Raw genomic sequence first — 26674 nt, 5'->3', positions numbered from 1 at the left:
TCATTCTACAGCCTTTTTTTATTGTGTTCATACGGGACAAATTTCATGACATAAAGTAATAATGTATGCCTAAACGTAAGGAGGATTAAAATGAATAACCTTCCAATTCATGCAAAACTTAAAGTAAATAAGGACACTTTCTTCCTCCCCGATTCAAACGGGGGTGTCTATTTTCGAAATAACGCCAGTTCATTTCGCATGGACGGTGATGGAATTTATGACTGGATTGAAAAATTAATGCCCATGTTTAACGGTAATTATTCTTTAGCAGAAATAACTGATGGACTCCCTCTCCCCTATCAAAATCGTGTATTTGAAATTGGAGAGGTTTTATATGAAAATGGTTTCGTTCGTGATGCAAATCAAGATGCACCTCATGAATTAAACAGTACATTACTCGACAGATATGCTTCACAAATTGAATTTTTAGAAGCTGATTCTCATTCAGGTGCTTTAAAATTCGAAACGTACCGCGGGGCAAATGTACTTGTACTTGGTTCTGGGGATATGCTTACTTCTTTAGTTTCTTCTTTATTAGAATCTGGTTTACCTACATTTCATTACCTCGTTACAGATCGGGATGAAACAAACTATGACAGAATACATGAGCTAATAGAACGTGCATATGAAGTTGATAACAGTGTACTCCTTCAAGAAATCGATACTACAATTGACCGTCCCTTGCATGAAGTGTTCGAACCTTTTGATTGGATTTTATATGTTTCCCAAAATGGAGACATTGATGGTTTACAAACAGTTCACACTATTTGTAGAGAAACGAAAAAGAATTTCATACCAGCTATTTGTTTATCTACACTCGGTATAGCTGGGCCTGTCGTAACGGAAAATCGTGATGAATGCTGGGAATCCGCATGGCATCGACTACATGAAACGAATTTACAAAATGAAAATTCATCTGATTCCTTCTCACCAATTACATCTGCAATGTTAACAAATGTAATCGTTTTTGAATTATTTAAGCATGTCGCAGATGATTCACATCGGGAAAAAGAAGCACAATTCTTTTTATTAAACTATGAAACACTTGAAGGAACGTGGCATTCTTTTATAAAACATCCTCTTGCAACTGATGAAAGTTTTACAATTGATACGATAGAAAATCTTTCTGAAAAACTTGAGCATCGGTCGAACCAACATACTTCAACTGATGTATTCCGATTTTTTGACTCATTAACTTCTAAAGAAGCCGGTATATTCCATGTATGGGATGAACAAGATTCATATCAATTACCGTTATCACAGTGCTATATTCAAGTAGCCACTCCACTATCAGATGGCCCAGCTCACCTTCTGCCTCTTATGACTTGCAGTGGATTGACTCATAATGAAGCACGCCGAGAAGCCGGTTTAACAGGAATTGAAACATATGTAGCAGAAATCATTCACCGCCTTATTCCTGAACATAACGATATCGGTATCGGTGCTGGAGAAACGATGACAGAAGGATTTTACCGGGCACTACAGCAACATTTAAACAATAAATTGTATGAGCGGCAGTCACATATGCTAGAAGAACTTACAACGATTGATTTAACTGATATTCACGATAAACATTGTAGATTTTATTACGAAGCTCTCTCTACAATTCATGAAACACCTAAAATCGCAATGAGTGAAGAGATTCTCAGTTTTCCAGCCGTTTGGGTTGGTATAAATGATAGATGGTACGGTGCATCTAATATTAATATGACGTTAGCGTTACGAAACGCACTACAACTATCACTCTTTCACGTTCAAAATGAAGAAATTCCTTACAGAGCTAATATTTTGTATGACTCATCTATTATTTTATATGACACTGATTCTTTTAGGGTGGAAATACAAGCGGAAGAAGAAATTCCAAGCGTACAATCTTTGCAACTCGCCTTACAACATTTAGAAGAACATAATTTTTATCCATTCGTATTTGATTTAGCGATTGAACCATTTTTGAAAGAAAACTTAGACGGTGTGTACGGAGTATTAATTGCAAAGGAGGACGGTTTATGATTCAAAATATATTGCTTATAGGAGATGGCCTACTTGCAGACTATGTACATGATCAATTATGCGAACAATATTCCATCATTCGTCAACATACCCTTACAGAAGAACTCCCTGAAAATATTCATCTCGCTCTCGTATTACATGACGGATCTCCTTCTACTATTCATCATGATGCCGAACTTATTTTTCGCTCAAATCATATTCCGTGGCTTCGTGGTTTCACTTCATTTGGCGAAGGTATTATCGGTCCTTACATTCATCCTCTTACGCCCGGATGTTCCCATTGTTCTGATGGACGCCGTTTTATCGCTGGCTTTGATCAAAAAGAAATGTGGGAACTACAGCGGAAATATGCCTTTAAAGCCGAAAATGGAACGAGGCGTGATGTACGTGCCACCCAAAATGGAATGTTACAAATGTGCCATCTTATTTGCGCAGAAACAGAAAAAATATTAACTCATAACCATTCTTCTTTAGAAAATGAACTTATTTTACTAAACTTACAAACATTACAATGTACGCGGCATTCTTTTCTTCCAGATCCTCTCTGTCCTGTATGTAGCAATTTACCTGATGATACTGCGGATGCGGCGGAAGTTTCTTTACAACCGAGTTTAAAAGTAAGCACCGAAACGTATCGCTGCCGTTCCATTCATGAATTAAACACATTTTTAACGAAAGACTATTTAGATTATCGGATCGGTATGTTGAACGGCAAAATGCAGCATTCTTTATTGCCATTTGCTGACGTCATTATAAACATGCCATTAATGTTTGGAAATGAAGGTGTTGCAGGCCGAACTCATTCATTTGCAGTGAGTGAAGCAACTGCTATTTTAGAAGGTTTAGAACGATATTGCGGTATGTCGCCTCGCGGGAAAAAGACAAATGTGCATGGTAGTTTTCATGATTTAGAGGAACATGCACTAAATCCCCTCACACTCGGTGTACATACAAATGAACATTACAATCGTGATAATTTTCCATTTAAGCCGTTTGATCCTGATTATGAGCAAAACTGGGTATGGGGATATTCTTTATCACAAAACAGACCGCTTTTAGTTCCTGAATCAATTGCTTATTATAGCCTCGGTCATCGAGATGCTTTCGTGTATGAAACATCAAATGGATGTGCAATTGGCGGTAGTTTAGAAGAAGCGATTTTTCACGGCATTTTAGAAATTGTAGAGCGTGATGCCTTCTTACTCACTTGGTATGCCGAATTACCTCTTCCCCGCCTTGATCTGAGTTCAGCAAATGATACAGAATTACAATTAATGATTCAGCGGTTACGTACGATTACTGGATATGAATTACACGCTTTTAATGCGACGATGGAACACGGCATCCCGAGCTTATGGGTAATTGCAAAAAATACACGTGAAAATGGAATGAACGTTGTTTGTGCGGGAGGCGCTCATTTAGATCCTATTCGAGCTTTAAAAAGTGCCATTCAAGAAATAGCAGGCATGTTACTTATAACAGACGATGAGCTCGAGCACAAAAGAGAATACTATGAAAAATGCTTACAAGATCCTTATTTCGTTAATAAAATGGAAGACCATAGTATGCTGTATGGATTGAAAGAAACGGAAGAACGTCTTCACTTCCTTTTACGAGAAGATGCACCGGTGCAAACGTTCCAAGAAATGAATGTATCACAGTCATTTGATATGGATTTAACATCCGATCTCCACCAACTTTTAAATCGTTTGCATCAATCTAATCTTGAAATAATCGTTGTAGATCAAACCGTTCCCCTTATAGAAAAGAACGGACTACACTGTGTAAAAGTCATTATTCCAGGCATGTTACCGATGACATTCGGCCATCACCTTACTCGTGTTACAGGATTAGATAGAGTCTATACCGTACCGATGACACTTGGATATAGCACTGAACCGTTAACAAATGAACAATTAAATCCAAATCCGCACCCGTTTCCATAGTAAAGGAGGGATTTCATGCAGCTAGATACTTTTTTACATCATCTCCATTTCTCTATTGATGAAATTATGCCGAATCATGAGGTGGACTGGAAAGACGCACCGCTTCCTTATAAATTATATCGAAATGTACCTACCATCCCGCTCTCCTTAGAAATCCCGTTATCTTTATCGAACTCTTCTACTACACCTACTCTAAATGAGATTGGTCACTACCTTTGGTATTCATTTGGTGTAACACAATTATGTCAGCTAAATAGCGAGAGAAATGTATTACGCAGATCCATTCCTTCAGGCGGTGCTTTATATCCGAATGAATTGTATATCTATTTAAAGATTGACGATTATCCAGACGGCATTTACCATTATGACGCCGCGCATCACCGACTTATTTTACTTCGCGAAGGAAATTTCGATTCTTATTTAGCAGACGCACTCGGTAATCGCTGTAATATACATGATTGTTTCGGTGCCGCATTCGTATCCACTATGTTTTGGAAAAACTTCTTTAAATACAATAACTTTTCATATCGCCTTCAAGGATTAGATAGCGGGGTTCTCATTGGACAATTACTAGAATGTGCAAAACAGTTCGGTTATACGAACGGCGTATACTTTCAATTTCTAGACCGTGCACTGAACCATTTACTCGGATTGTCAGAAGGTGAAGAAAGTGTGTATGCCGTTATTCCTTTAAGTACAGAGCCAGAAACTAATTGGTTTCACAATGATTACCGTGAAAATAAAACAGTTACTTCTCATGAGTTGTTGCAACAAATTCCGCCACTCGCACATGAACATTTCGTTCGCTCAAAACATGTAAATGAACATCCGATGATAACAAAAATAAATGAAGCTTCTATGATTGAATCAACAGAACACTTCCAAACACTACATCATGAAGAGCACTATCAACATAATACGTACGCTGTACAGCTACCGAAAGTAGAACGGTTATCGTATGATTTCCTACAACTTTGTAAAAAACGATATTCTCCTGATGCGGACTTTATTTTAACGAAATGGGATGCAGCTGAGCTCGCTACTTTACTACAAGAAGCGAGCCTCTCCTTCCCCTATTACAGCGACCTTGATGGTAAGTATGTAAATGAAAATGCACGCGTCTCATTATATGGATGTTTCTATAACGTAAAAGATATAGAAAACGGTGCTTACACTTATAACAGGAAAACACATTCCATACAACCAATTCGGTATGGGGACCTTCGTTATCTCCTTCAATCTAGTATGACGATGGATAACGTAAACCTTTTTCAAGTACCACTTTGCTTACATGTAGTCGGAAAGAAAGATTACTATACAAATGCATTAGGCTATAGAGGATACCGTATTCACCAAATGGAAGCTGGTATCCTCGTTCATAAACTCGTTTTTGCTGCAACTGCTATGGGGATGGGCGGGCATCCTTTACTAAGTTTTGATACAAATTCATGTGATCAATTGTACGGAATTGATGCTGGGAATGAAACGTCTCTTATTCAAGTTCCAGTTGGGGCATATCGGGCGCGGAATTGGTTAAAAGGGGCTTTGCATAATTAGAAGCACGCCGGTAGACGGCGTGCTTTTTTTAAAGGACTTAATTTATAAAAAGCGAAATGAGTATATATTCTTACATAAAAGGAGAATGTAACTTGAACATTTTACAACGATTAATTCAGCAAGCAAAAAACCCTCGCGGGACAATTGGTTCTTCCATGCTTTGTATTATGAACGCTGCACATATGAGACTAACAAATTGGGGATTACAAAAAATACATATACGTAAAGATGCAATTACTTTAGATATTGGTTGTGGCGGCGGCAAAACAATACATACTCTTTCAAAACGAATTCCATTTGGGAAAATATATGGAATTGATTATTCAGATCAAGCTGTTGAAAACTCAAAGAAAGCCAATATACAGGACGTAAAAAAAGGAAAAGTAATCATTCATCAGGCAAGTGTCTCCTCTATTCCTTACAATACAAACTTCTTCGATCTCATAACCGCTTTTCAAACACACTACTTTTGGCCCGATGTGGAACAAGATATAAAAGAAATATTTCGCGTCTTACAACCGAATGGATCTTTTTTATTAGTAGCTGAAACTTTCAAAATTCAATATCATATGGAGAAATGGAAAACGAATGAAGAATTAATAAACCTATTTTATAAAACAGGATTTACAAGTGTGAAATGCTATGAAGAAAGAGGTTGCCTTTGTGTAATAGGAATTAAGTAAAAAGCAGACCCTTTGAGGTCTGCTTTTTACTAGATTAACTTAAAAATACTCTTAATTTGTCTAGCAAATAACCAATTTTTCGTACCGTAGTTATCATTTAAACTATCTAAATTAATAGATTGTCCGTTAGCAAACTTTAATTCTAACGTTGTATTTTTGTCATTTGTTTTTAAATTACTATTTGTAATGGCATCATACTTTAATTTTTCAATCTCAATATATTCGTCTTTTTCTTGTCCGATCACGACATGGTCTTGGAAGAAGAAAAATACTTCTACTTTTTTACCGAAACAAAATACATTTTTCGTATAAATTAATGTCGCGTTATCAAGTCCGACACATACTTCTTTCATTTCTTCCACAACGTGTCCAAAGTCTTCTTCATGTCTTGTATTTGATTCAACAATCCATTCTTCGATTGTTTTCATATTAATTGCCATACTGCGCCCCCTGGTTCGTTCATTGCTTCGTTAAAAAAATAAATACTATATGAAAATATAAGCGATTAGTAATATGTTTTCAAGGGGGAACGGTATATTCAAAATAAAGCGAAACTTTAATCAATAGGGGTCTTCATCCCCACTGATTATTAGTTGAACCAATCGGGCTTTTACGGGCAGTTGATCCCCCACCTAACTTCTTTGCTTTCGCTGGATTTTGAGGTGGGGGTCTTACTGTCCGCAAATAGCGGGATAAAGTTAAATTTCAAAGTAATATAAAAGGAAAACCAATTTCATTAAATTTTAAACGTTTGAACGAGACATTCTTCATCATCAATTAACTGCTCTCTCTCATCAAATTCAATGTTCAGTTTTTTATATACTTTCTTCCAAAACGACACTGCTGGTACATTTTTTACAAGTTCGATAACGAAATATTGTCCTCTTTTCTCTTCTAGTAAATTCTCAACAGCTTGTTTACCTATTCCTTTTCCTTTATATTGATTCAATATGAAAATATCATTAATACCAAAATCATTTTCCTTCTTCAAAAACGGACGTTCCAGTAGTAATAAGAATCCTACAATACTATGATCAACTTTTATAAAATACGGCGTGATTCCGTCATTTTTCCAAAATATATGCAAATCTTCGTATTCAAAAAATCCGTTCGCTCCGATAGTTATATTCATAGTGAACTTAGAAAGGTCATGAAGATATAAAGCGTACAAATTACGTAATATTTCTTTTTCTGATTCTTGAACTTTTTGAAGTGCTACAATCATAAAAAAACTCCCCTTCCTCATATGTAACTATTTCCCAATCCTCTTCATTCGACAAAAATGATAATTCCCCTTTAACAAAAAAATAGCACTTTAAAAAGTGCTATTCTGCTCTCCTTGCCGCTTGCTGAATTGGATCCCAAACGCTGTTATATGGTGGTGCATAACTTAAATCGACATCTTCTAAATCATGAATGCTCATTTTATTGAAAAGTGCCATCGCGATCACATCAATACGTTTATCTACGCCTTCTTCTCCAATTACTTGCCCGCCCAATAATTGTTTCGTATCGGAGCGATATAGTAATTTCAAGTAAAGTGGTTTTGCATTTGGATAATAGCCCGCCATATTTGTAGAATCTACTTTGACCGTTTTATACGGAATGTGTAGCCCTTTTGCTTCTTTTTCATTTAACCCTGTTCTTGCGAGTGTCAAATCCATAAATTTAATAATGCCTGTGCCTAACGTACCTTTAAAAGCTCTTCGTTTATCAAGCATATTCAGTCCAGCAAGTCGCCCTTGCTTATTGGCAGTCGTTCCGAGCGGGATATGATCATGAATTTCCTTTATAACGTGGTAATGTGTTGCGCAATCACCGGCTGCATATACGTCTTGCACATTTGTTTGCATATATGCATTTACTTCGATTGCTCCTTTATGATTCTTACGTATATTTGTCCCTTCAAGAAAATCAGTATTTGGCTTCACTCCAACCGACACTAAAACAAGATCTGCTTTATACGTACCTTTATCCGTTTCGATTGCTTCTACTCGTTCATTTCCTTTAAATGCTTTTACATTTTCATTCGTTAAAATTTCAATATGATGCTTATCTGCTTCTTTATGTATGTACTCTGCCATATCTGCATCATAAATCGTACCGATATGATCATTTCGCTCAATCATTCTTACTTTCTTACCAAGTTCGACGAATGTTTCTGCCATCTCAAGTCCAATGGCACCACCGCCAATAATCGTTACATCTTCAACTTTATTCGTTTCTAGCGTTTTTAATATGCGCTCAGCATCAGGAATTGTTTTTAAAAGATGAACGCCTTGTAATTCCCGTCCTTCCCATTCTGGCATAACAGGACGCACTCCAGTCGCAATTAATAATCGATCATATGGAAATTCAAAGACATCCTTCGTCTTCGTATGCTCTGCGTACACCATTTTCTTTTCCGTATCTACTTTCGTTACTTCATGACGCACTTTCGCATCAATTCCATATTTCTCACGAAACGTCTTTACGTTGCGCGCGATTAACTTTTCAGTTGAAGCGATAGCACCACTAATGACATACGGTAATCCACACTGAGCGTATGAATAAATTTCACCTTTTTCTAAAGTTACAACATTTGCATTTTCATCGTTTCTAACAATTTGCATAGCTGCACTCATACCAGCTGCATCTCCGCCAATAATGACATAGTTCACTTTACCACTCCTTCTTTTTTACATACTCTTTACGTTTTCCATATTTTATAGAAATAACACCTACTTCCATTGTAAAGAAAGAGAATTTCATCTTCAAATTTGGTGCACAAACTTATGTATGAATAGGTAACTGTCGTGTCTTATAAACAACATGTTTAATATGCTATAACAGTAACCAATTGAAAGTAGGTGAAATATACATGTGCGCTGGTCTTCTCGCTCAGTTTCCAGAGGAACCGAAAGAACCAAAACCCGCCTTGTCGCTTGATCAAGAATTTTCTATTAACGCAACCATTTATAGTGCTCGTGCTTGGTTATCTAATGATGAAACTTTTCCACAAACGATTTGGAAAGGCTCTCGCTTTGCTTCCGCATCACACGCTGGCAAGTCCATCTTACCAATCGGTACTGTAAAAATTTTAAACTTATCTGATGATACAATAACAGTTACTGCATCATCAGAATCAGATGATACTCTCAAAATAGTCGTACCCCCTCATTCTGAAGGTGTTTTAACATCTAACGCATTATCTGACGTGCAAGCAAGTACATCAGGAGGAGCAAGTAAAGTCACATTCCTCTTTCATATCTTTTTCTCAAGGGATCCTGGTTCAGATAAAAAACCATAAAAAAGGTACAGTTATGCACTGTACCTTTTTCACGCGCTCTATTCTCTTGATTTGATTAGTTCAATATTATAAGTTTCGATATCTGTTAACTTTCCTTTAAAATAAGGATTTTCTCTATACCAAGACTGTGTTGCAAAATACGCTTGCATATCTTTCGTTTGAAAAATATGTCCATGCCTTGCATATATTTCATTTCTAGCAATTTTCAACTGTTCTTTCGATAAATAGGTTAAATCTGTGCTCGTTAATTTTCGAATATCACTATCAGGAAAGATGAAACCATTATATACATACCCAGTCGTAGGTGGCGGGGTAACATTATAAACAACTGTTTTTTCTGCACTTTTCGTTTGGAATGGAAGATTATAAGACGAAAGTGCCGTTACCGTCTCTACTTTTGTCGTTTCCCGTCCATTTTCTCCATTTCGTTCTAAATAAATTTTCGCGCTTCCATCAGTCGCTACAGGCCCCCATGTAATTTCTTCTCCTGCGAGCGCTGTAACTGGTTTTTGATTTACGTACAATGTTGCACCAGGCGCGTTCGTTTGAACTGTAATATATTGACCTTGCAACGTTAAATCTATCGTTACGTTATTTTGGCTTTGTTTCATAAGTACAACCTTTTCCTCACGTGATAGTTTTACATAGTCATTTTTATATTCTGATTGAAACACTTGATTTCCCGGAAGAAATGGCCCATATTGCTTCTCAAACTTTTTGTCATCTGTCTTATCAATTTCTTTTCCGTTCATTTTTAACGATACGCCTTTTTCATTTGTAAGCAAAGTTGTATAGTACGTCTTCGCTTTCAATTTATACCGATCAAATATAAAGAAATACTTTCCGTCTTTCGTTAATGAAAAATCAGCTCTTTCTATTCCGTCCCGTTGTTTTTCACCTTGTCTCAAATATCCTTTTAATTCATTTACGTAAGATGGATTTTCTTTTATATATGAAAATAGAGGCGTTAAACTCTCTCTCGTTATCATAACCGACGGATCATCTGCCGTAACGATCTCAGCTAATTTCTCTCCGTCCCGCTCTTGTAAAATCGTAATCATCCGGTCTACTTGTGCCACCTGCGTATAATACGATGATCCGTACAAATACAATCCAATAATCGCTATAACAAATAGTGCTAACAGTGTAATGCCAACTTTTGTACCACTGCTCATGTTCTTCTTTACTACAGGACTTCCCCTCTTCATCCCGCAGTTTTGACAAAATTGTACACCATCTTCAAACTGAACTCCGCACTTTGTACATACATTCATTCAGTCAACCACCTTTTCATTAGAAGCCAGTTATTCCCTGTGTTAAGGCTTGAATTATCGTGCTAATGTAAGACCAAAGTACAATGAACGTTGCAATTCCAATTAAAACATTTGCAATAATAAGTGTGTAAACGAGATCTAATCCGCCATTGTCTAGTTTTAATACGGCTACAGTTATACTAATCCCTATATAAGTTGCAACTACCGATAATAATATCGGTAAGAAAAAGATTAATAAAAAACTAAAAAGAAAAGAAAGAACTAATATGACAATAGCCGGCGTCGCTATCGTTCCCCATATACCAAATACTTCAAGAAACGAAAAAGATGATTTCATCATCTTACCACTTACAAAAATAATAAATCCGACAAATAAAGTTAAAATTAATAAAAAGAAAAAGACCGTTATAGATTCTCCCAAAAACGTGGGAGTAGATATATCTGGTGCAAATGTTCTCGTAACTGCTGATGCTGCACTCATCATTCTATAAAAAATACATGCTCCTAAAAAACAAATAAGAACAAGACTTACAATTCCATTTCGCACTTCAATAGTGCCGCTTTTCATAATCGCTGTCGGTGCTTGTAATGCATGTTTAAAAAATTGAAAATAGCCGCTCGCAAACCGCTTCGCTTGTTCTACCGTTTCATTTGGACGCGTTTCCTTTTCTTGTGCCGCGCGCGCTTGTTCCTGCCCTTCTTCTTTGCCACTACTTGCCACTACTTCTTCCGTTAACGAATGTCCACAATTCCCGCAAAACTTTGCCTCTACTGCATGTTCTGTATGACATGACGGACATTTCATTCTCTTATCCCTCCTTAAGCATATACCTTATAGGGTGTTACAAGTTCAATATATGAATTTGTACATAAAACATGACTACAAGAAAAAGATTCTGAAATCCTTCTTCCGAAAGAAAATATATGTGCTAGCAATCTTGAAAAAAAATGCTATTATGAAACAGAATAAATAATATTTTTAACAGATTGGATGAAAGAAAATGGAATTGGTAAACTCAATTTTTCAAATACTCCTTACAAGCGTAATCCAATTATTATCTTTAATTGGCGTTATCATTGTAATTGGATTTCTATTAGGCTATTTAGAATCTCTCACACGCATGTATTGGTCGAGAGCTTTCGGAAGAAAAGGATTCCTTTTAACGGCTTGGATTGGTGTTCCGATTCACGAACTTGGACATGCCATTATGTGTGTGCTATTTCGTCATAAAATTGTAGGAACGCAGTTTTTCCCAACAGATACAAGTCAAGGTGCTTTAGGATACGTACAACATCAATACAATCAAAAAAGTGTATATCAACGAATTGGGAACTTCTTCATTGGAATTGGTCCTATTATTTCTGGTATTACTGCGTTAATCCTTTTAATGCGCTATTTCGTACCGAATTCATATTTCTTATTTAATACAACTCTCGAAAAAACAATCGCTTCTACTTCTATTAATATAGAAATGGTTCAAAACATGCTCTTGTCGACGTTTGTATTATTGAAAAGCTTATTTACAATAAGTAATTTATTGAATCCTTCCTTTTGGCTATTTTTATTTATCGCCATTTGTATTTCTGCACATATCGCTTTAAGTAAACCAGATATTAAAGGATCAATAGACGGTGTTGTCGTCATGTTTATCGTGTTATTTTTATTCAACATAATAGCAGGACTGTTTCAATACGACAGTAATCAACTAATTGGCAAAGTGATGAAATATAATATGTACCTCATTGCATTTTCTAGTGTGGCACTGCTGTTCTCTTGCCTTTCTACACTTGTTAGTTTTGGGTTTTATAAAATAAGAGGAGGGCGTTCGTTTTGAACGCCCTCTTCTTATTGATTTGAATCTATAATTATATCCTTTGTTTTTAAAATCATTAATTTTCTCTCAGTTGTTGATATATAATACGTATCATTTTGACTAGAAATAATATTCCCCTTTATACGTTTCAATTTTCCATCCCATATATACTCTATTGTCTGATAATTATTTGGTTGAAGAATTAAATACATATATTTTCCTCCTTGAACCAAAGAATATAGAGTTAAATTACTTATAATAAAAAACACCACTAACATATATAATATTACCGTGAACGGTTTCGTAATATATAGTGGCTTTGTAACTCCCCTACGCCCTTCATCTGCTAATATTTTTGTCGTCTTATCTTCTCCCCTCCGTACTCTTATATAAATCATAGTATTAATAATAAATACAGTGAAAATTGCTTTAGCCCATGCGTCTACATAAATATGTAACCCTAGCATTAAAAGTATCGGAATTATCACAATGGATTTCAATATTTTTTTCACTGTAAATAAAATCATTTGATTTTTTATCTGATTTATTAGAAATATCGTTGGTGCACCAATAATAAACATTAATATAAAAAATTCAAATCTGGATAATAAATCCCCTAGCGATGTTAAATTAAAGTATTTGGATATTATTATAAAACTAATATATGTAGTGTAACAATATACCTCATAACTTATAAAAGTATAAAAATCTTTAAAACAAAAATAAAAATTTGCACTTATAAGTACAAGAAGTAAAGGTAACACCCAAAGTAATAACGTCTGAATATATGCCATAAATGTTATTTCTGCTGCAAAAAAATATACAATCGCTATGTTTGTTAAACCTAATGCCAACGCTATTAAAAAAGCTGAGTCAAAACTATCTTTATTTTTTAATATAGCTACAAAAAACAAAACAATAATTCCAATTAAGATGATGTAAAAGAAGCCCACAGAAAAAGCTATCACACGATCAATAGGCACTAAATTAACTGCAACTGATAACAGTGATTGGTCCTTTTCACCTCCAAAATAGTATCCCCATAAAAACAGATATCCGGAAAAATATGCCACTGACGATGATATTAAAATGATTATAATTGAAATAATCCGCTTACCAAAGAATCCTACTTTTATAAAAGAGAAATTCTTTTGTAAAAATTCTTTTGTCCTTCGCAACATTTCTAAATATTCAGTTTTACCCAAGAAAAAATCTCCTCCTAGCATTTTTAAACAATACATATAACATTATATTAATATATACTGTTTAAAAATTCAAATCATCTCCCTATTATTTAGTATTGCAAATTAACAACAATTTTTTTAAAACAGAATGTACTCCAACTAGAAGAGCTAGTCCATTTCAGACTAGCTCTTCTCCTCACTTATTCCCCTTATAATCACAATGCTCAACCGGAACACGAGCATGCCCCTCTTCATCGGTACACCATGACTGTGATTGGAAGGCAAGAAAGATACCAATCCATTCTTCTTCCTTTTCAAAGTGAATGAGTATTCCTCCGTCTTGCCATATACCATTATCAGCTTTCCATTTCTCTACATTCCCTTGATTCATGTGAATATCATGTATACCGTTTCCTGGTTTGAAATGAAAATAGGAATCTGGTGTATTTTCTTCTGGTCCCCATCTTTCGCCAAACGCGTAAATAATTGCTTTTTCTTCCATCGCTCGCTTTATATAACGTTCTATTTTTTCGTTTAAATCATTATCTGCACCTGCTTTTTCGGGAGGCAAAGGAATCATTTGTTTTGAGTCAAATAGATTTCCTCTTACATAATCTAAAGCTACTTTCGGCTCATTATTTTTTACTTCCGTAAAACCAAATGGTAATGTCGGTAAAATATGAATCGCCTCTGACCTAATATTGTTACTCGCAAAATATAAAACTTCTGACGGATAACTTTGCGACTTTACGTTAATAGCAATACGATAATCTACTCCAGTCTCGCCCTGTAAATGAACTTGATAATGAGGTGTTTTCCCTTTTCCAATCTTTGATTGTATAACTGTACCTTTTAACACACCGTAGTTTTTTAGGGGCATACATTTCATCTCCTATTCATTTAGTAGAAGCTATTCATATTTAAATCATTATCCACTCATAAAAAAAATCCTCCTATGTTAGGAGGATTTTTAATTTCTCAACATATACCAAACGATAACTTCTACCATTACAAGCAAAACCGCACCAAAGATCATTAACGTCGTCTTCTTTAACAGTTCATTTTCACGGTAAGGGATATTACATAAGTAAGCACCTAGTGTAATCCGTGACGGGCAAGCGATTGTCGCTACTGATGATGCGGTGTTTTGCAGTGTTGTGACGTATTGCCACGGGAGTGCTACGTTTTGTGCGGTTTGCATTTGTAGTTTTATAAACATTGCATTTGATCCTGCGTTACTACCTGTTAAAAATCCACCAATAGCACCAATAAACGGAGCAACGAAAACGAAAAAGGTTCCAAATGTATCACCAGCTGTCTTTGCGAGTAATGAATGCATGCCTGATGCACCCATTAGTTCTGAAATGGCGATAAACATTGTCGTAGTAATAGCAAAAGGAATCCATTGTTTGATTGTTTGCGAGAGTGATTGTTTAATAATATTAGACGGGATGCGGAAGAAAATAATAGTAAATAAGCAAGTCATACCGAGCCAAAATCCTGGTGAATATAGTAACTCTAGTTTGTAAGAGTATGATTTCAAATCAAGAACCGCATATGATCTGAACAAATCATGTAATGCTGGAACGAGGCGAGAAAGTAAAATACAAACTGTTAGAAATATATAAGGGCTAATAATTTTTATAATGGATACTTCTTTCTCCGTTGCAGCCGCATGTTCTGTTATAAGATTTTGCCCACTTTTTCCTTTTAATTTAATGATAAGAAAGCCAAATGTAATCGTTACGATAGAACTTAATATCCCGGCTAGTTCAACACTTACGTACGCATTAGAAAGATAGATTCCGAGAGAAAATAATAGAAAGAATCCTACTCCTTCTTTCCACTTTTCTATAACCGCTTGCCAGCCGCCAACAACGTGTAAAGAAAGAATAACAAAGTAAGCAAACATCGGAATACTTAATAGCGCTGTATTTGTACCAAGTGTTGTAAGAGGCATATTTATTAGCTGCGAACCGATAATCGTACCAGTTGCCATTGCGCCCCATGAACTAGCTAGTAAGCCGATAAATGAGAGCAGTACAGCTTGAAATGGTTTATATCCTAGTGAAAGAAAAATAGGTGCTGCAACCATGAAGCCAATTCCGAATCCACTTACCGATTCAATTAGTGGGCAAATACCAAAGCACATAAGAAGCATTTGTAATAAACGATCTTGCGTCACTTCTTCTAAAAAACGCGCTACTTGGTCGATGTACCCCATTTTGTTCATGAGGTGAAATAAAAAAATACCGAAAAATAAAACGTACCCGACAATAAAACAAATTAACCATCCTTTAATCGTTGCGTGCACAGTTTCACTTATCCCTAATTGAAACATTGGCGAGAGTAAAACGATTCCAACAGACACAGCATAAGAAATTAACGAAGACCTTAATGACGTTTGTTTAAATAAAAATAAACAAATGAAAATCATCATAATTGGGATAAGTGCCAACAATATGGCCATGTTATCATCTCATTTCGTTTAAAATACAATTTTTAACTATTATATAACAGATGTTGTAATTTTCAATTGTTTTTAAGACAGATTTAAAAAAGGAGCCAAACGGCCCCTTTTCATTCACTCCCATTTTCTATTATCCTGAAAAACTGTCTGCTGTCCGATTATTTTTTTCAACACAACAAACACAATGTAAGTACATATTGCTTGCAATGCAATATTCCAAAATTTCATTAATGTAAATGAATGAATCCGTAGAAATAATTCGTTTAATAATACAATCGAAACGATACTAAATAATTCTATACTAATCGAAAATAGACATATTTCTAAAATAGACTGTTCTTGAATGCGATTTAAGTTGGAAAAGATAAATACATATCCTAAAAATAGAGCCATCAACTCTATTTTCGTCATGCTAATGAGCCAAGCGTATAGCGGTACAGTTAAAAGAAGATATAGTAGTTTACGTCTTAGCATGCCTTCTCACCCTCTAGATTATATGTATTTTCTGTATATTTTAACATTTATTACGCAAAACAAAAAGAAGAGACTACGCCTCTTCTTTTTGTTTTGTTGCCTGTATTAATTCAAATATTTCTTCTCGTTTTTCATTTTCTAATAACTCAATCACTTTACTTCCAACGACAACACCGTCACATATTGTAACCATTTCTTCTACATGTTCTTTTGTTGAAATGCCAAATCCAGCGACTACTGGTAAGTTGACGTGTAATTTTACTTTTTCTAAGTAACTATGAATCTCCTCTTTAAAGTTTTGACGTACTCCCGTTACGCCCGCTACTGTAACAGCATAAACGAACCCTTCTGATTCACTCGTGATTTTTCCAATTCTTTCAATAGGGCTCGTTACGGTAACGAGTGGAATAAGCGCAATGTTTGCCTCTCGAAGTAACGGCGCAATAATATTTTGTTCTTCATACGGTAAGTCTGGAACGATAATACCATCCACACCGGCCTCTAAGCACTTCTCTACAAATCGTTCTTTTCCGAATGCGAGTACTGGATTTAAATATGTCATGAGTACAAACGGAATTTGCACTTCTTTCCTTACCTCTATTAATGCTTGAAAAATACCTTTTACTGTTACACCGCTATCTAGCGCTCGTTTCCCTGCTCTTTGAATCGTTGGACCGTCTGCGACTGGATCCGAAAACGGAATGCCGATTTCAACGATGCTCGCTCCTGCTTCATCTAAAAAACGAATTCTTTCTTTTAATTTTTCAAAGCCACCATCTCCGCCCATTACGTACGGAATAAATGCTTTCTTACCATTTTCAAACGCTGCTTTAATTTTTTCTACTCCCATTTTTTACACCTCTTCCATATAACGTTTTATACTCTCTACATCTTTATCACCACGGCCAGATAAACAAATAACAAGTCCTTCATCTTCCTTCATTTTCGGAGCTAATTTTAATGCGTATGCGACAGCATGCGAGCTTTCTAACGCCGGGATAATGCCTTCTTTTTTCGTTAATAATTGAAATGCTTCTAATGCTTCTTCGTCTGTTATCGAATGATAAGAAACGCGGCCAATATCTTTTAGCAAGCTATGTTCTGGACCAACACCTGGATAATCAAGTCCTGCTGAAATAGAGTGTGCTTCTTGAATTTGTCCTTCTTCGTTTTGCAGAAGATACATCATTGATCCGTGGAGAACGCCAACGCTTCCTTTCGTTAAAGTTGCTGCATGCTTTTCTGTATGAACGCCTTTTCCAGCTGCTTCTACGCCGTAAAGAGCAACTTCTTCATCGTGTACGAACGGATAAAACATCCCCATCGCATTACTACCACCGCCAATACAAGCAACGACTGCTTCTGGTAACTTTCCTTCTAACGCCTCATATTGTTTTTTCGTTTCATTTCCAATTACACTTTGGAAATCACGGACAATTTGCGGGAATGGATGTGGTCCGAGAACAGATCCCATAATGTAGTGCGTATCATGCACATGTGAAACCCAGTAACGAAGCGCCTCGTTTACCGCATCTTTTAATGTACCGCTACCTGCCGCTACACTTTCTACTTTCGCTCCGAGTAATTCCATTCGGAACACATTTAATTTTTGACGTCTTACATCTTCTTCTCCCATAAAAATGACGCATTCTAATCCGAGAAGAGCACATACAGTAGCTGTTGCAACTCCGTGTTGTCCAGCTCCTGTTTCAGCGACAACTTTTTTCTTGCCCATTCGCACTGCAAGTAGTGCCTGACCGATTGTATTGTTAATTTTATGAGCTCCTGTATGATTCAAATCTTCACGTTTTAAATAAATCTTTGCACCACCGCAATACTTCGTCATATTTTCAGCATAATATAGCGGTGTTTCTCTTCCGACGTACGTTTTTAAATAATGATTCAATTCCTTTTGAAATGCTTCATCTTGCATCGCTTCTTTATATGCTTCTTCTAGTTCTAGTACAGATTGCATTAACGTTTCTGGAACGTATCGTCCTCCGTATATACCGTAATGTCCTTTTTCATCTGGATATGCGTAGTTCATTTGGAACACTCCTTCGCTTTTATAATAAATTGTTTTATTTTCTCTACATCTTTCTTTCCTTCTGTCTCTACTCCGCTGCTCACATCGACCATATATGGCCGAACAGTTCGAATTGCTTCTTCTATATTAAGAGCGTTTAATCCACCAGCTAATATCATTTTCTTTCGCAATTCTTTTGGCATATCTCTAAGTAGTTCCCATGAAAATGTCTTTCCATTTCCTCCATGAAACTTTTCTTTCGGGCTATCAAATAATATATAATCCGCTTCATACCCTTGGGCGTTTTTCATATCACTCTCTGAAGTTACTCCTAGTGACTTTATAGACGGAATATTCAATCTTCTAATTTGATAATTGTCTTCATCCCCATGTAGTTGTACATGTGTTAACCCGCACTCATCTGCAATTTTCTGGATCACTTCTACTGATTCATTTACGAAAACACCGATTTTTAACACGTTGGCTGGAAGCTCCTGAATGATTTCTTCCGCTCTCTTTGGAGTGATTTCCCGCTTACTTTCTGCAAAAACAAATCCGAGTGCATCTGCGCCATATTCGCACGCACTTTTCGCTGTTTCCACATCAGTGATGCCGCAAATTTTCACTTTCATATATTCACCTTACAATCTTCAAAAAAACTACTAATAGAAGATGATGTCATAAGCGCCTCTCCAACTAATACACCTTCGGCTCCAGCTCTTTTAACACGAATAATATCTTCTTTTGAATGAATGCCACTTTCACTAATCCAAAGTAGTTTCTCCTCATTCAATCTTTTTCCAAGCTTTTCAGTTTGGCTTAAATCTACTTCGAACGTTTTTAAATTACGATTATTAATGCCAATAACGTGCGGATTTAATACAATCGCAGTTTCTAATTCCTGTTCATCATGAACTTCAACAATCGCTTCTAATCCTTTTTCTAACACGTAGCTATACAGCTCTTTTAACTTCTCTTTCGTTAACGCTGCTACGATTAGTAAAATAATATCTGCTCCCGCTTCATACGCTCTATCGATTTGAATCTTATCGATTATGAAATCTTTACATAAAAGCGGAATGTTACTTTCTTCTCTTGCTGTTTGTAAATCGTGAAACGATCCTTTAAAAAATTGACCATCTGTTAAAACAGATACTGCTCCTGCACCACATTTCTCATATGTTCCCACTTGTTTTCGTACGTCAACGTGTAAATTGATATCTCCTTTTGATGGTGATGCTCGCTTTACTTCTGCAATGACAGTAAACTGCTGTAACGCTTCTACAAGTGAATGTGTCTTTCTTTTTGTTTTTACTGGTGTATATATTTCATATAACTCCGCAACTTCCTTTTTCTTCTGTTCTACAATTTCATCTAAAATCGTCCCCACTTTAGTTCACCCTTTCTAATTTTTCGTTGCTTGCTACAATTAATAAGTTTAATTTGGCTAATGCTTTTCCAGAGTCAATGCTATGTGCCGCGAGTTTAATTCCTTCTTCAATCGTTTCCGTTTTTCCATTTGCGAAAAGAGCTAGACCTGCATTTAATAAAACGGTATCGCGATAAACACTCTTTTCTCCGCTCAATACGCCGACTGTAATCTTTGCATTTTCTTTTGAATTCCCCCCTCTAATTTCTTCATTTTTCACTCTTGAAAAACCATACTTTTCTGGATCAATACTCATTTCCACTATTTCATTATCTTTTAAAAGGACTACGTGATTTTCCCCTTGTAATGATGCTTCATCTAAAAAACCACTTCCATTTACGACAAGTGCTTGTTTCCGGCCTAACTTTTGTAATACTTGCGCAACTGGTAATAACATATCTCGTTTATAAATACCGACAAATTGTGTTTCTAAATTCACTGGATTTGTTAAAGGGCCAATTAAATTAAAGATCGTCGGCACGTTTAACTCTTTTCTTATTTTCATAATGCGCCTTAGTGCTGGATGCATCGCTGGTGCAAATAAAAATGCAATGCCCACATGCTCTAGTAAATAATCAATTTCGCTTGGCGTACTGCTAATATTTACACCTAATTCTTCTAATAAGTCCGCACTTCCTGTTTTACTAGAAACAGCACGATTACCATGTTTTGCAACCTTTACACCTGCTCCTGCCAGTACGAATGCTGAAGTTGTGCTAATATTAAACGTTTGAGCACCGTCACCACCCGTCCCGCAATTGTCCATTGCTCCTTGTATATGGTTCGAAAACGGCAATGCCTTTTCGCGAAGAGCTCGAACAAGGCCGTATATTTCTTCTGCAGTTTCACCTTTCGCTTTCAGTAAGACTAAGAAAGCTGCAATTTCACTTTCTAATATGTTTTCACTTAATAAAAGTAGTCCTGCTTTATACATTTCCTCTTCTGTTAAATGTTGACCCTCCACTAATTTACGAAGATAGTTATTCATACTCTTTCCTCCTCTTTTACTTCTGTTAAAAAGGCACGTATTAACTTTCCGCCTTCTTCTGTTGCGATTGATTCCGGATGAAACTGTAATCCGAAGAGCGGATAATAATTGTGACGGACTGCCATTATTTCTCCATCGTCCATCGCTGTCGCTAATATGTCAAAACACTTTGGCAAGCTCGTGTGCTCTGCAACAAGGGAATGATAGCGCATCGCCGTTAGCGGCTGTGTAGCGTATGAAAAGATTGACGTTCCGTTATGTTTCACACGCGATGTTTTTCCGTGTTTAATACGTTCTGCTCTAACAATGTCTCCTCCAAATGCAGCTATGATCGCTTGGTGGCCTAGACAAATCCCTAATATGGGAACGTTCTTATAAAAATGGCGGATGACGTCGATACAAATGCCGGCATCCTCTGGTTTTCCTGGTCCTGGTGAAAGTACAATTCCTCTTGGATTCATCTCTTCTAACTGTTTTATCGTTATTTCATCATTTCTTACAACTACAATTTCTTCTTCATGTTCGCCTAACAGTTGGTACAAGTTATATGTGAACGAATCGTAATTATCGATAAGTACAATCATTTCATAACCTCCAAAAGCGCTCTCGCTTTATTTAATGTTTCTTCATATTCAGCTACTGGATCTGAATCGTAAACGACTCCTGCTCCTGCTTGAACGTATGCTTTTTCATCCTTTACGACCATCGTTCGAATGGCGAGCGCCATATCAAGATTTCCTGAAAAACTAACGTATCCAACTGCTCCGGCGTATACATTTCTTTTTTCATTCTCTAGCTCATTTATAATTTCCATCGCTCTAATTTTCGGAGCTCCCGACACTGTTCCTGCTGGTAGGCAATACGCTAATGCATCAAATCCGCTCATTTGTTTCCGCAATATTCCGTAAACTTCAGATACAATGTGCATAACGTGAGAGTATTTTTCTACTTTCATATATTTATCTATCGTAACCGAGCCGATTTCGCTCACTCTACCAATATCGTTTCGCCCAAGATCTACAAGCATCATATGCTCTGCTCGCTCTTTCTCATTGCCTAACAGTTCTTTTTCGATTTCCTCATCTTCCCTTTTCGTTTTCCCCCTCGGTCTTGTACCAGCAATTGGATTCGTCATCACTTTATTCTCTCTTACTGATAGCAAACTTTCCGGTGAAGAACCGAGTACAACATAATCTTGAAAATCAATATAGAACATATATGGTGATGGATTTGCAATTCGAAGTTTTCGGTATAACGCGAATGGATCACCAATACATTCACTTTGTAAACGCTGTGACAGTACGACTTGGAATATGTCTCCAGCTCTTATATGTTCTTTCGCCATTTCTACCATCCCACAAAACTCTTTTTCCGTTATAGAAGAAGTGAATGATAATGTGGATTGTATTGCATTTACTTCAGTTTCTTCTCCTTGTAGCACTTCCTCTTTGTATACTCGTAGCCTTTCGTATACTTCCTCATAATCTGCTGAATCATCTTCCCTGCATACATATACAAACGACAACCTTTGGCGTAAATGATCGTAAACGATAAACTCACGATATAGTAAGAGGTGTACTTCCGGAATATTTAATGGGTCGTGTAAATCCGCTCCAATGTTTTCATACTGCCGAATGACATCATATCCAATATAACCAACTGCTCCTCCGCAAAATGGAAATGGGCTGTCTACTTGTGATGGTGCGATTATTTCTTCTAACACTTGTAGTACGTTACCTTGTAACTTTTCTGCCCGGCCGAAAATCGTTCGTTCTACTTCCGTACCAACGCTTTTTACTTCTTCATAAGGATTACATCCTAAGTAAGAATAACGCCCTTTATCTTGATGAAGCTGTGAACTTTCTAATAAAAATTTCTTCTTTCCTTTCATACGTCTATATAAAGAAATTGGCGTAATGCTATCTCCTTCTTCTTCAGTAATTACTAAAAATGTCTTTCTCTCTCTTTTTTGTTTTATAAATTCTTCTTTCGTCATCATGTCCTTCACCTCACTCTGAAAAATAAAAAAGTCCCCTACATATCGAAAATATGTAGAGGACGATAAATATACCGCGGTACCACCTCGTGTTGGATGCAAAAGCATCCCGCTTTGTTCAGGTACAAATTTTATACCTTATCCTTGTAACGGCGGAACCCGGGTTGCCTACTAAAAATAATTGTTCAGCATACCTCTCGTAAGCCCATTCCGTATATGGCACCGTACCGGGCTCCCACCTATTCCCGGCTCTCTGTAACGTCTCCAATATACGTACTCTTCTTACTTAAACGATTTCATTTATTTAATTTTTTATACACAAAAAGGGAGTACTCATCCTATAGAAAGGACGGGTACTCCCGTGGTGCCACCTTAATTCGTTACAAATGTAACGCACTTTACCGTATCAAAAACAATACGTGTCTCTTGTATCGATGAGATCATGTCGCCAAAGCCTACTTCTTTCGTTTCGGTTTGGAAGCTCCGAAGCCCATTCCACATCAATTCCATACTGATTCGCACCAACCATCAGCTCTCTGACATGTTCATCATGTGTACTCTTCTTCATCAACGCTTGCATTTTTTTAAGTTGCACTCATTATAGACCTGACTTTTTTCACAAGTCAATACTTTTTTAAAAATTTTATTTTTCTTTCCTTTCAATATTATATTGACAAAACAACCTCTTTTTATGTAAATATAATAAATACTCTATTAAAAATAAGGTTTTTTGTATGAATATTATATATTAAAAAAGTAAAATAACATCAAAAAACGCCTACATTTCTGAAAATTCGTATTTCTATATGGATTTTTCAGAATAATCATGATAGATTATAAAGTGAAACTTTAATCAGTAGGGGTTTTGTTCATCCCCCACTTATTATTAGTTGAACTAATCGGGCATTTACGGGCAGTTGATCTCCCACCTAACTTCCTTGCCCATCCAATTTTAAGGTGGGAGTTTTACTGCCCGTTCATGCGGGATAAATATGCATAACGCATCAAAAGACATGACAAAAGAAAGGGGAACTACATGAGTACGCAGATGTTAATTTTAACTTCTATCTCTATTTACATGCTTGGGATGCTAATTATCGGCTATTTCGCTTATAAGCAAACATCCAACTTAACAGATTATATGCTTGGCGGGCGTACACTAGGCCCCGCAGTAACAGCATTAAGTGCTGGAGCAGCTGATATGAGTGGTTGGCTTTTAATGGGCTTACCCGGTGCAATGTTTAGCGTTGGATTAAGTAGTAGCTGGATTGCGATTGGCCTAACATTAGGCGCATATGCAAACTGGCTTTATGTCGCTCCTCGCTTACGTACCTACTCTGAAATTGCAAATAACTCTATTACTATCCCAGAATTTTTGGAACACCGTTTCCACGACAAATCCCATATGCTACGTTTAGTATCTGGATTTGTTATTATGATATTTTTCACGTTTTATGTAGCTTCAGGATTTGTCTCTGGTGCTGTATTATTCGAAAATTCATTTGGACTCAATTACCATGTTGGTCTTCTTATCGTTGGTGGAGTTGTCGTAGCTTACACATTATTTGGTGGATTTTTAGCTGTAAGTTGGACAGACTTCGTGCAAGGAATCATTATGGTAGTCGCTCTTATTCTTGTTCCAGTCGTAACAATTATGCACGTAAATGGACTTGGTCCAGCATTTGAAACAATTAAATCTATCGATCCGGCATTATTAGATATTTTTAAAGGTACTTCTGTATTAGGAATTATTTCATTATTCGCATGGGGCCTTGGTTATGTTGGACAACCACATATTATTGTACGCTTTATGGCGATTTCTTCTGTAAAAGAAATTAAAAGTGCACGACGTATTGGTATGAGCTGGATGATTTTCTCTGTTGCTGGAGCTATGTTTACTGGCCTTATCGGTATTGCATACTATTCAAAAGCAGGTTTAAAACTTTCTGATCCAGAAACGATTTTCGTTGAACTTGGCACTATTTTATTCCATCCACTTATTACTGGATTTTTATTAGCAGCTATTTTAGCAGCTATTATGAGTACAATTTCTTCTCAACTTCTCGTTACTTCGAGTGCAGTAACAGAAGACTTATATAGAACATTCTTTAAGCGTGATGCTTCTGATAAAGAACTTGTATTTGTCGGTCGTATGGCTGTTCTTGTTATCGCTTTAATTGGATGTGCATTAGCGCTTAAACAAAATGATACGATTTTAGCTCTTGTTGGATACGCTTGGGCTGGGTTCGGTTCTTCATTCGGACCTGCTATTTTATTAAGCTTATATTGGAAACGTATGACGAAATGGGGCGCGCTTGCTGGTATGATTTCTGGTGCCGCTACTGTTATTATATGGACTCAATTCAAATTCTTAAAAGATTTCTTATATGAAATGATTCCAGGTTTTGCTATTAGTTTACTAGCCATCGTAATTGTTAGTTTACTAACACAACCTTCAAAAGAAGTTGAAGAGCAATTTGAGGATTTCGAAAAACAACATCGTCATAATTTATAAAAAAATCTCTGCTGTTATCGTAACAGCAGAGATTTTTACAGTTCGACAATCTTCTTATCAAATTTAACAAATTCTTTATGTTTCGTTAAATTTAACATAACACTACTCCTTTATAGTATGAGTATCAGCACTTATACAGAAAGGGGACTCCAACATGTTAGCAGCTTTCCAGCAACAACAAACACGAAAATTTTCACCTATCACAAATACTTCTGCGTCTTGTTTAAACATGCAACCTAACCCGCCTAAAATTTCAATTGCTCCTTCTGTTATTTCAGTCATCGGTGTTCATATGGAAAAACATAAATTAAAAATAAAAACGGGACAAAACATTGTGTTATCAGCTTCCATTTTGCCAATACAAGCAACGAATAAAGAGCTTATTTGGTCAAATATGAATTCTGATATCATCACCATATATCCAAAAGGCGACACCGTTACAATTACTGGAAAAAGCGCAGGTAGAGCAGTCGTAATTGTCACAACTGCTGAAGGCAAATTCCGTGACCTATGTGTCATTCATGTACAACCTTATATGACAAATCCAAAGTAAAAGAGTGGCTTCGTAGCCACTCTTTTACTTGATTTCAATATTTGAGTTTTTACTTTTTACAAGATTAATAAATTGTTCTTTATTTCTTGGAGAAATACTTTCTGTTTTATGTGTATCGTAAACAATTTCAAGTCGGTCAAATGATAATGCATGGGCTGCTATTGGATTTTTCGTATTTGAAATTTGTTTTATATCTCGTATAAAAATACGTTTTGTAACGAGACCCGATCTAATCGTAATTATTTCTTCCCGGGCAATATATTTTGCCAAAAAACAACTCCAGCTAAACAACATTGCTAATGGAATTGTAAAAAGCAAAAGAAAATATTCTCTCCCTACAAAAATTGGTGCAAAACAAGCACCCAAAACAATAAAAAAATTGGATATAACCATGTATCTTTTTTTGATGGAAACTCCATTTCCCTTCCCCTTCTACGCCCGTATTTCTATAAAACAAAAAGAGAAG

The 26674-nt window shown here is 36.3% G+C and carries 24 protein-coding genes, 1 pseudogene and 2 other annotated features; of the genes and pseudogenes, 8 read left to right on the top strand and 17 right to left on the bottom strand.

The features are described 5' to 3' along the window. Positions 1 to 90: 90 nt before the first annotated feature. The 4 genes from BM089_RS01865 to BM089_RS01850 all read left to right on the top strand — a co-directional run bounded on the left by BM089_RS01865 (position 91) and on the right by BM089_RS01850 (position 6196). Positions 91 to 2010: a putative thiazole-containing bacteriocin maturation protein gene (locus tag BM089_RS01865; protein WP_089170637.1), complete on the top strand. Its 1920-nt coding sequence runs from the start codon at positions 91 to 93 to the stop codon at positions 2008 to 2010. Continuing rightward, entirely contained in the window at positions 2007 to 3956 is a 1950-nt protein-coding gene (locus BM089_RS01860; protein WP_090975845.1) for a TOMM precursor leader peptide-binding protein, read from the top strand. The genes BM089_RS01865 and BM089_RS01860 overlap by 4 nt, the downstream gene beginning before the upstream one ends. 15 nt (positions 3957 to 3971) lie before the next feature. Beyond that, positions 3972 to 5513 (top strand): SagB family peptide dehydrogenase, encoded by a 1542-nt coding sequence (locus BM089_RS01855; RefSeq protein WP_090975843.1) that lies wholly within the window; start codon positions 3972 to 3974, stop codon positions 5511 to 5513. Between the two features lie 92 nt (positions 5514 to 5605). Further along, positions 5606 to 6196, top strand: a complete 591-nt coding sequence (locus BM089_RS01850; protein ID WP_063546875.1) for a class I SAM-dependent methyltransferase — start codon at positions 5606 to 5608, stop codon at positions 6194 to 6196. 29 nt (positions 6197 to 6225) lie between these two features. Here the strand turns inward: BM089_RS01850 and BM089_RS01845 are convergent, their stop codons facing one another. From BM089_RS01845 to BM089_RS01835, 3 genes are all read right to left on the bottom strand, one after another. Beyond that, positions 6226 to 6636, bottom strand: a complete 411-nt coding sequence (locus BM089_RS01845) for a DUF3908 family protein (RefSeq protein ID WP_000996806.1) — start codon at positions 6634 to 6636, stop codon at positions 6226 to 6228. A 296-nt stretch (positions 6637 to 6932) separates the two neighbouring features. Further along, entirely contained in the window at positions 6933 to 7421 is a 489-nt protein-coding gene (locus tag BM089_RS01840) for a GNAT family N-acetyltransferase (RefSeq protein WP_075718285.1), read from the bottom strand. A 100-nt stretch (positions 7422 to 7521) separates the two neighbouring features. Beyond that, entirely contained in the window at positions 7522 to 8856 is a 1335-nt protein-coding gene (locus BM089_RS01835) for a CoA-disulfide reductase (RefSeq protein WP_001110229.1), read from the bottom strand. A 200-nt stretch (positions 8857 to 9056) separates the two neighbouring features. On the opposite strand from BM089_RS01835, the gene BM089_RS01825 reads away from it, so the two are divergent. Continuing rightward, positions 9057 to 9485, top strand: a complete 429-nt coding sequence (locus BM089_RS01825; RefSeq protein WP_065482744.1) for a hypothetical protein — start codon at positions 9057 to 9059, stop codon at positions 9483 to 9485. 38 nt (positions 9486 to 9523) lie between these two features. On the opposite strand, the gene BM089_RS01820 is transcribed toward BM089_RS01825, so the two are convergent. Then, on the bottom strand, positions 9524 to 10759 hold the full coding sequence (locus tag BM089_RS01820) for a TcaA 3rd/4th domain-containing protein (protein WP_090975841.1): 1236 nt from the start codon (positions 10757 to 10759) through the stop codon (positions 9524 to 9526). 19 nt (positions 10760 to 10778) lie between these two features. Then, a complete protein-coding gene (locus BM089_RS01815; protein WP_090975839.1) occupies positions 10779 to 11564 on the bottom strand; it encodes a zinc ribbon domain-containing protein in 786 nt (261 codons plus the stop codon). 196 nt (positions 11565 to 11760) lie between these two features. Between BM089_RS01815 and BM089_RS01810 the strand changes: the two genes are divergently transcribed. After that, entirely contained in the window at positions 11761 to 12594 is an 834-nt protein-coding gene (locus tag BM089_RS01810; RefSeq protein ID WP_090975838.1) for a hypothetical protein, read from the top strand. Between the two features lie 11 nt (positions 12595 to 12605). On the opposite strand, the gene BM089_RS01805 is transcribed toward BM089_RS01810, so the two are convergent. From BM089_RS01805 to trpE, 11 genes are all read right to left on the bottom strand, one after another. After that, a complete protein-coding gene (locus BM089_RS01805) occupies positions 12606 to 13778 on the bottom strand; it encodes a hypothetical protein (RefSeq protein WP_000520587.1) in 1173 nt (390 codons plus the stop codon). 175 nt (positions 13779 to 13953) lie between these two features. Next, complete coding sequence (locus tag BM089_RS01800; protein WP_090975836.1) at positions 13954 to 14637, bottom strand: DUF2278 family protein; 684 nt, start codon at positions 14635 to 14637, stop codon at positions 13954 to 13956. Positions 14638 to 14727: 90 nt separating this feature from the next. Continuing rightward, complete coding sequence (locus BM089_RS01795; protein WP_090975834.1) at positions 14728 to 16227, bottom strand: L-lactate permease; 1500 nt, start codon at positions 16225 to 16227, stop codon at positions 14728 to 14730. Between the two features lie 114 nt (positions 16228 to 16341). Continuing rightward, complete coding sequence (locus BM089_RS01790; RefSeq protein WP_000946150.1) at positions 16342 to 16701, bottom strand: DUF4029 domain-containing protein; 360 nt, start codon at positions 16699 to 16701, stop codon at positions 16342 to 16344. A gap of 73 nt (positions 16702 to 16774) precedes the next feature. Continuing rightward, positions 16775 to 17551 carry a tryptophan synthase subunit alpha gene (trpA, locus tag BM089_RS01785; protein WP_090975832.1) on the bottom strand — a complete coding sequence of 259 codons (777 nt, stop codon included), beginning with the start codon at positions 17549 to 17551 and terminating at the stop codon, positions 16775 to 16777. A gap of 3 nt (positions 17552 to 17554) precedes the next feature. Continuing rightward, the gene (gene trpB, locus BM089_RS01780) at positions 17555 to 18748 is read right to left on the bottom strand and encodes a tryptophan synthase subunit beta (RefSeq protein ID WP_001105035.1); all 1194 of its coding nucleotides are present in this window, start codon (positions 18746 to 18748) and stop codon (positions 17555 to 17557) included. After that, a complete protein-coding gene (locus BM089_RS01775; protein WP_000865141.1) occupies positions 18745 to 19359 on the bottom strand; it encodes a phosphoribosylanthranilate isomerase in 615 nt (204 codons plus the stop codon). Before BM089_RS01775 ends, trpB begins: the two co-directional genes overlap by 4 nt. Further along, a complete protein-coding gene (trpC, locus tag BM089_RS01770) occupies positions 19356 to 20117 on the bottom strand; it encodes an indole-3-glycerol phosphate synthase TrpC (RefSeq protein ID WP_090975831.1) in 762 nt (253 codons plus the stop codon). The genes BM089_RS01775 and trpC overlap by 4 nt, the downstream gene beginning before the upstream one ends. 1 nt (position 20118) lies before the next feature. Further along, positions 20119 to 21144 (bottom strand): anthranilate phosphoribosyltransferase, encoded by a 1026-nt coding sequence (gene trpD, locus BM089_RS01765; RefSeq protein WP_001067370.1) that lies wholly within the window; start codon positions 21142 to 21144, stop codon positions 20119 to 20121. Further along, entirely contained in the window at positions 21141 to 21728 is a 588-nt protein-coding gene (locus tag BM089_RS01760) for an aminodeoxychorismate/anthranilate synthase component II (protein WP_090975830.1), read from the bottom strand. Before BM089_RS01760 ends, trpD begins: the two co-directional genes overlap by 4 nt. After that, the gene (gene trpE / locus BM089_RS01755; RefSeq protein ID WP_002093911.1) at positions 21725 to 23143 is read right to left on the bottom strand and encodes an anthranilate synthase component I; all 1419 of its coding nucleotides are present in this window, start codon (positions 23141 to 23143) and stop codon (positions 21725 to 21727) included. The genes BM089_RS01760 and trpE overlap by 4 nt, the downstream gene beginning before the upstream one ends. 52 nt (positions 23144 to 23195) lie before the next feature. Further along, positions 23196 to 23440, bottom strand: a binding site (T-box leader). Between the two features lie 42 nt (positions 23441 to 23482). Next, positions 23483 to 23720 (bottom strand) — a binding site (T-box leader). Positions 23721 to 24176: 456 nt separating this feature from the next. On the opposite strand from trpE, the gene putP reads away from it, so the two are divergent. Continuing rightward, positions 24177 to 25655: a sodium/proline symporter PutP gene (putP, locus tag BM089_RS01745; protein WP_090975828.1), complete on the top strand. Its 1479-nt coding sequence runs from the start codon at positions 24177 to 24179 to the stop codon at positions 25653 to 25655. A gap of 154 nt (positions 25656 to 25809) precedes the next feature. Beyond that, the gene (locus BM089_RS01740) at positions 25810 to 26208 is read left to right on the top strand and encodes an Ig-like domain-containing protein (RefSeq protein WP_000878735.1); all 399 of its coding nucleotides are present in this window, start codon (positions 25810 to 25812) and stop codon (positions 26206 to 26208) included. Between the two features lie 24 nt (positions 26209 to 26232). Here BM089_RS01740 and BM089_RS01735 read toward each other — a convergent pair. Beyond that, positions 26233 to 26627 (bottom strand): annotated as a pseudogene (locus BM089_RS01735) (PH domain-containing protein). Positions 26628 to 26674 lie beyond the last annotated feature (47 nt).

It is taken from the genome of Bacillus sp. 5mfcol3.1, assembly GCF_900114335.1.
Taxonomy (GTDB): Bacteria; Bacillota; Bacilli; order Bacillales; family Bacillaceae_G; genus Bacillus_A; species Bacillus_A thuringiensis_S.
The sequence above is the reverse complement of the archived record's forward strand: the minus strand, read 5'-3'. Positions and strand labels throughout refer to the sequence as shown.

Coding starts and splice junctions, on each gene's coding strand:
- BM089_RS01865 (WP_089170637.1), top strand. CDS start 91: ATGAATAACCTTCCAATTCATGCAAAACTTAAAGTAAATAAGGACACT.
- BM089_RS01860 (WP_090975845.1), top strand. CDS start 2,007: ATGATTCAAAATATATTGCTTATAGGAGATGGCCTACTTGCAGACTAT.
- BM089_RS01855 (WP_090975843.1), top strand. CDS start 3,972: ATGCAGCTAGATACTTTTTTACATCATCTCCATTTCTCTATTGATGAA.
- BM089_RS01845 (WP_000996806.1), bottom strand. CDS start 6,636: ATGGCAATTAATATGAAAACAATCGAAGAATGGATTGTTGAATCAAAT.
- BM089_RS01840 (WP_075718285.1), bottom strand. CDS start 7,421: ATGATTGTAGCACTTCAAAAAGTTCAAGAATCAGAAAAAGAAATATTA.
- BM089_RS01825 (WP_065482744.1), top strand. CDS start 9,057: ATGTGCGCTGGTCTTCTCGCTCAGTTTCCAGAGGAACCGAAAGAACCA.
- BM089_RS01820 (WP_090975841.1), bottom strand. CDS start 10,759: ATGAATGTATGTACAAAGTGCGGAGTTCAGTTTGAAGATGGTGTACAA.
- BM089_RS01815 (WP_090975839.1), bottom strand. CDS start 11,564: ATGAAATGTCCGTCATGTCATACAGAACATGCAGTAGAGGCAAAGTTT.
- BM089_RS01810 (WP_090975838.1), top strand. CDS start 11,761: ATGGAATTGGTAAACTCAATTTTTCAAATACTCCTTACAAGCGTAATC.
- BM089_RS01800 (WP_090975836.1), bottom strand. CDS start 14,637: ATGCCCCTAAAAAACTACGGTGTGTTAAAAGGTACAGTTATACAATCA.
- BM089_RS01795 (WP_090975834.1), bottom strand. CDS start 16,227: ATGGCCATATTGTTGGCACTTATCCCAATTATGATGATTTTCATTTGT.
- BM089_RS01790 (WP_000946150.1), bottom strand. CDS start 16,701: ATGCTAAGACGTAAACTACTATATCTTCTTTTAACTGTACCGCTATAC.
- trpA (WP_090975832.1), bottom strand. CDS start 17,551: ATGGGAGTAGAAAAAATTAAAGCAGCGTTTGAAAATGGTAAGAAAGCA.
- trpB (WP_001105035.1), bottom strand. CDS start 18,748: ATGAACTACGCATATCCAGATGAAAAAGGACATTACGGTATATACGGA.
- BM089_RS01775 (WP_000865141.1), bottom strand. CDS start 19,359: ATGAAAGTGAAAATTTGCGGCATCACTGATGTGGAAACAGCGAAAAGT.
- trpD (WP_001067370.1), bottom strand. CDS start 21,144: ATGAATAACTATCTTCGTAAATTAGTGGAGGGTCAACATTTAACAGAA.
- BM089_RS01760 (WP_090975830.1), bottom strand. CDS start 21,728: ATGATTGTACTTATCGATAATTACGATTCGTTCACATATAACTTGTAC.
- trpE (WP_002093911.1), bottom strand. CDS start 23,143: ATGATGACGAAAGAAGAATTTATAAAACAAAAAAGAGAGAGAAAGACA.
- putP (WP_090975828.1), top strand. CDS start 24,177: ATGAGTACGCAGATGTTAATTTTAACTTCTATCTCTATTTACATGCTT.
- BM089_RS01740 (WP_000878735.1), top strand. CDS start 25,810: ATGTTAGCAGCTTTCCAGCAACAACAAACACGAAAATTTTCACCTATC.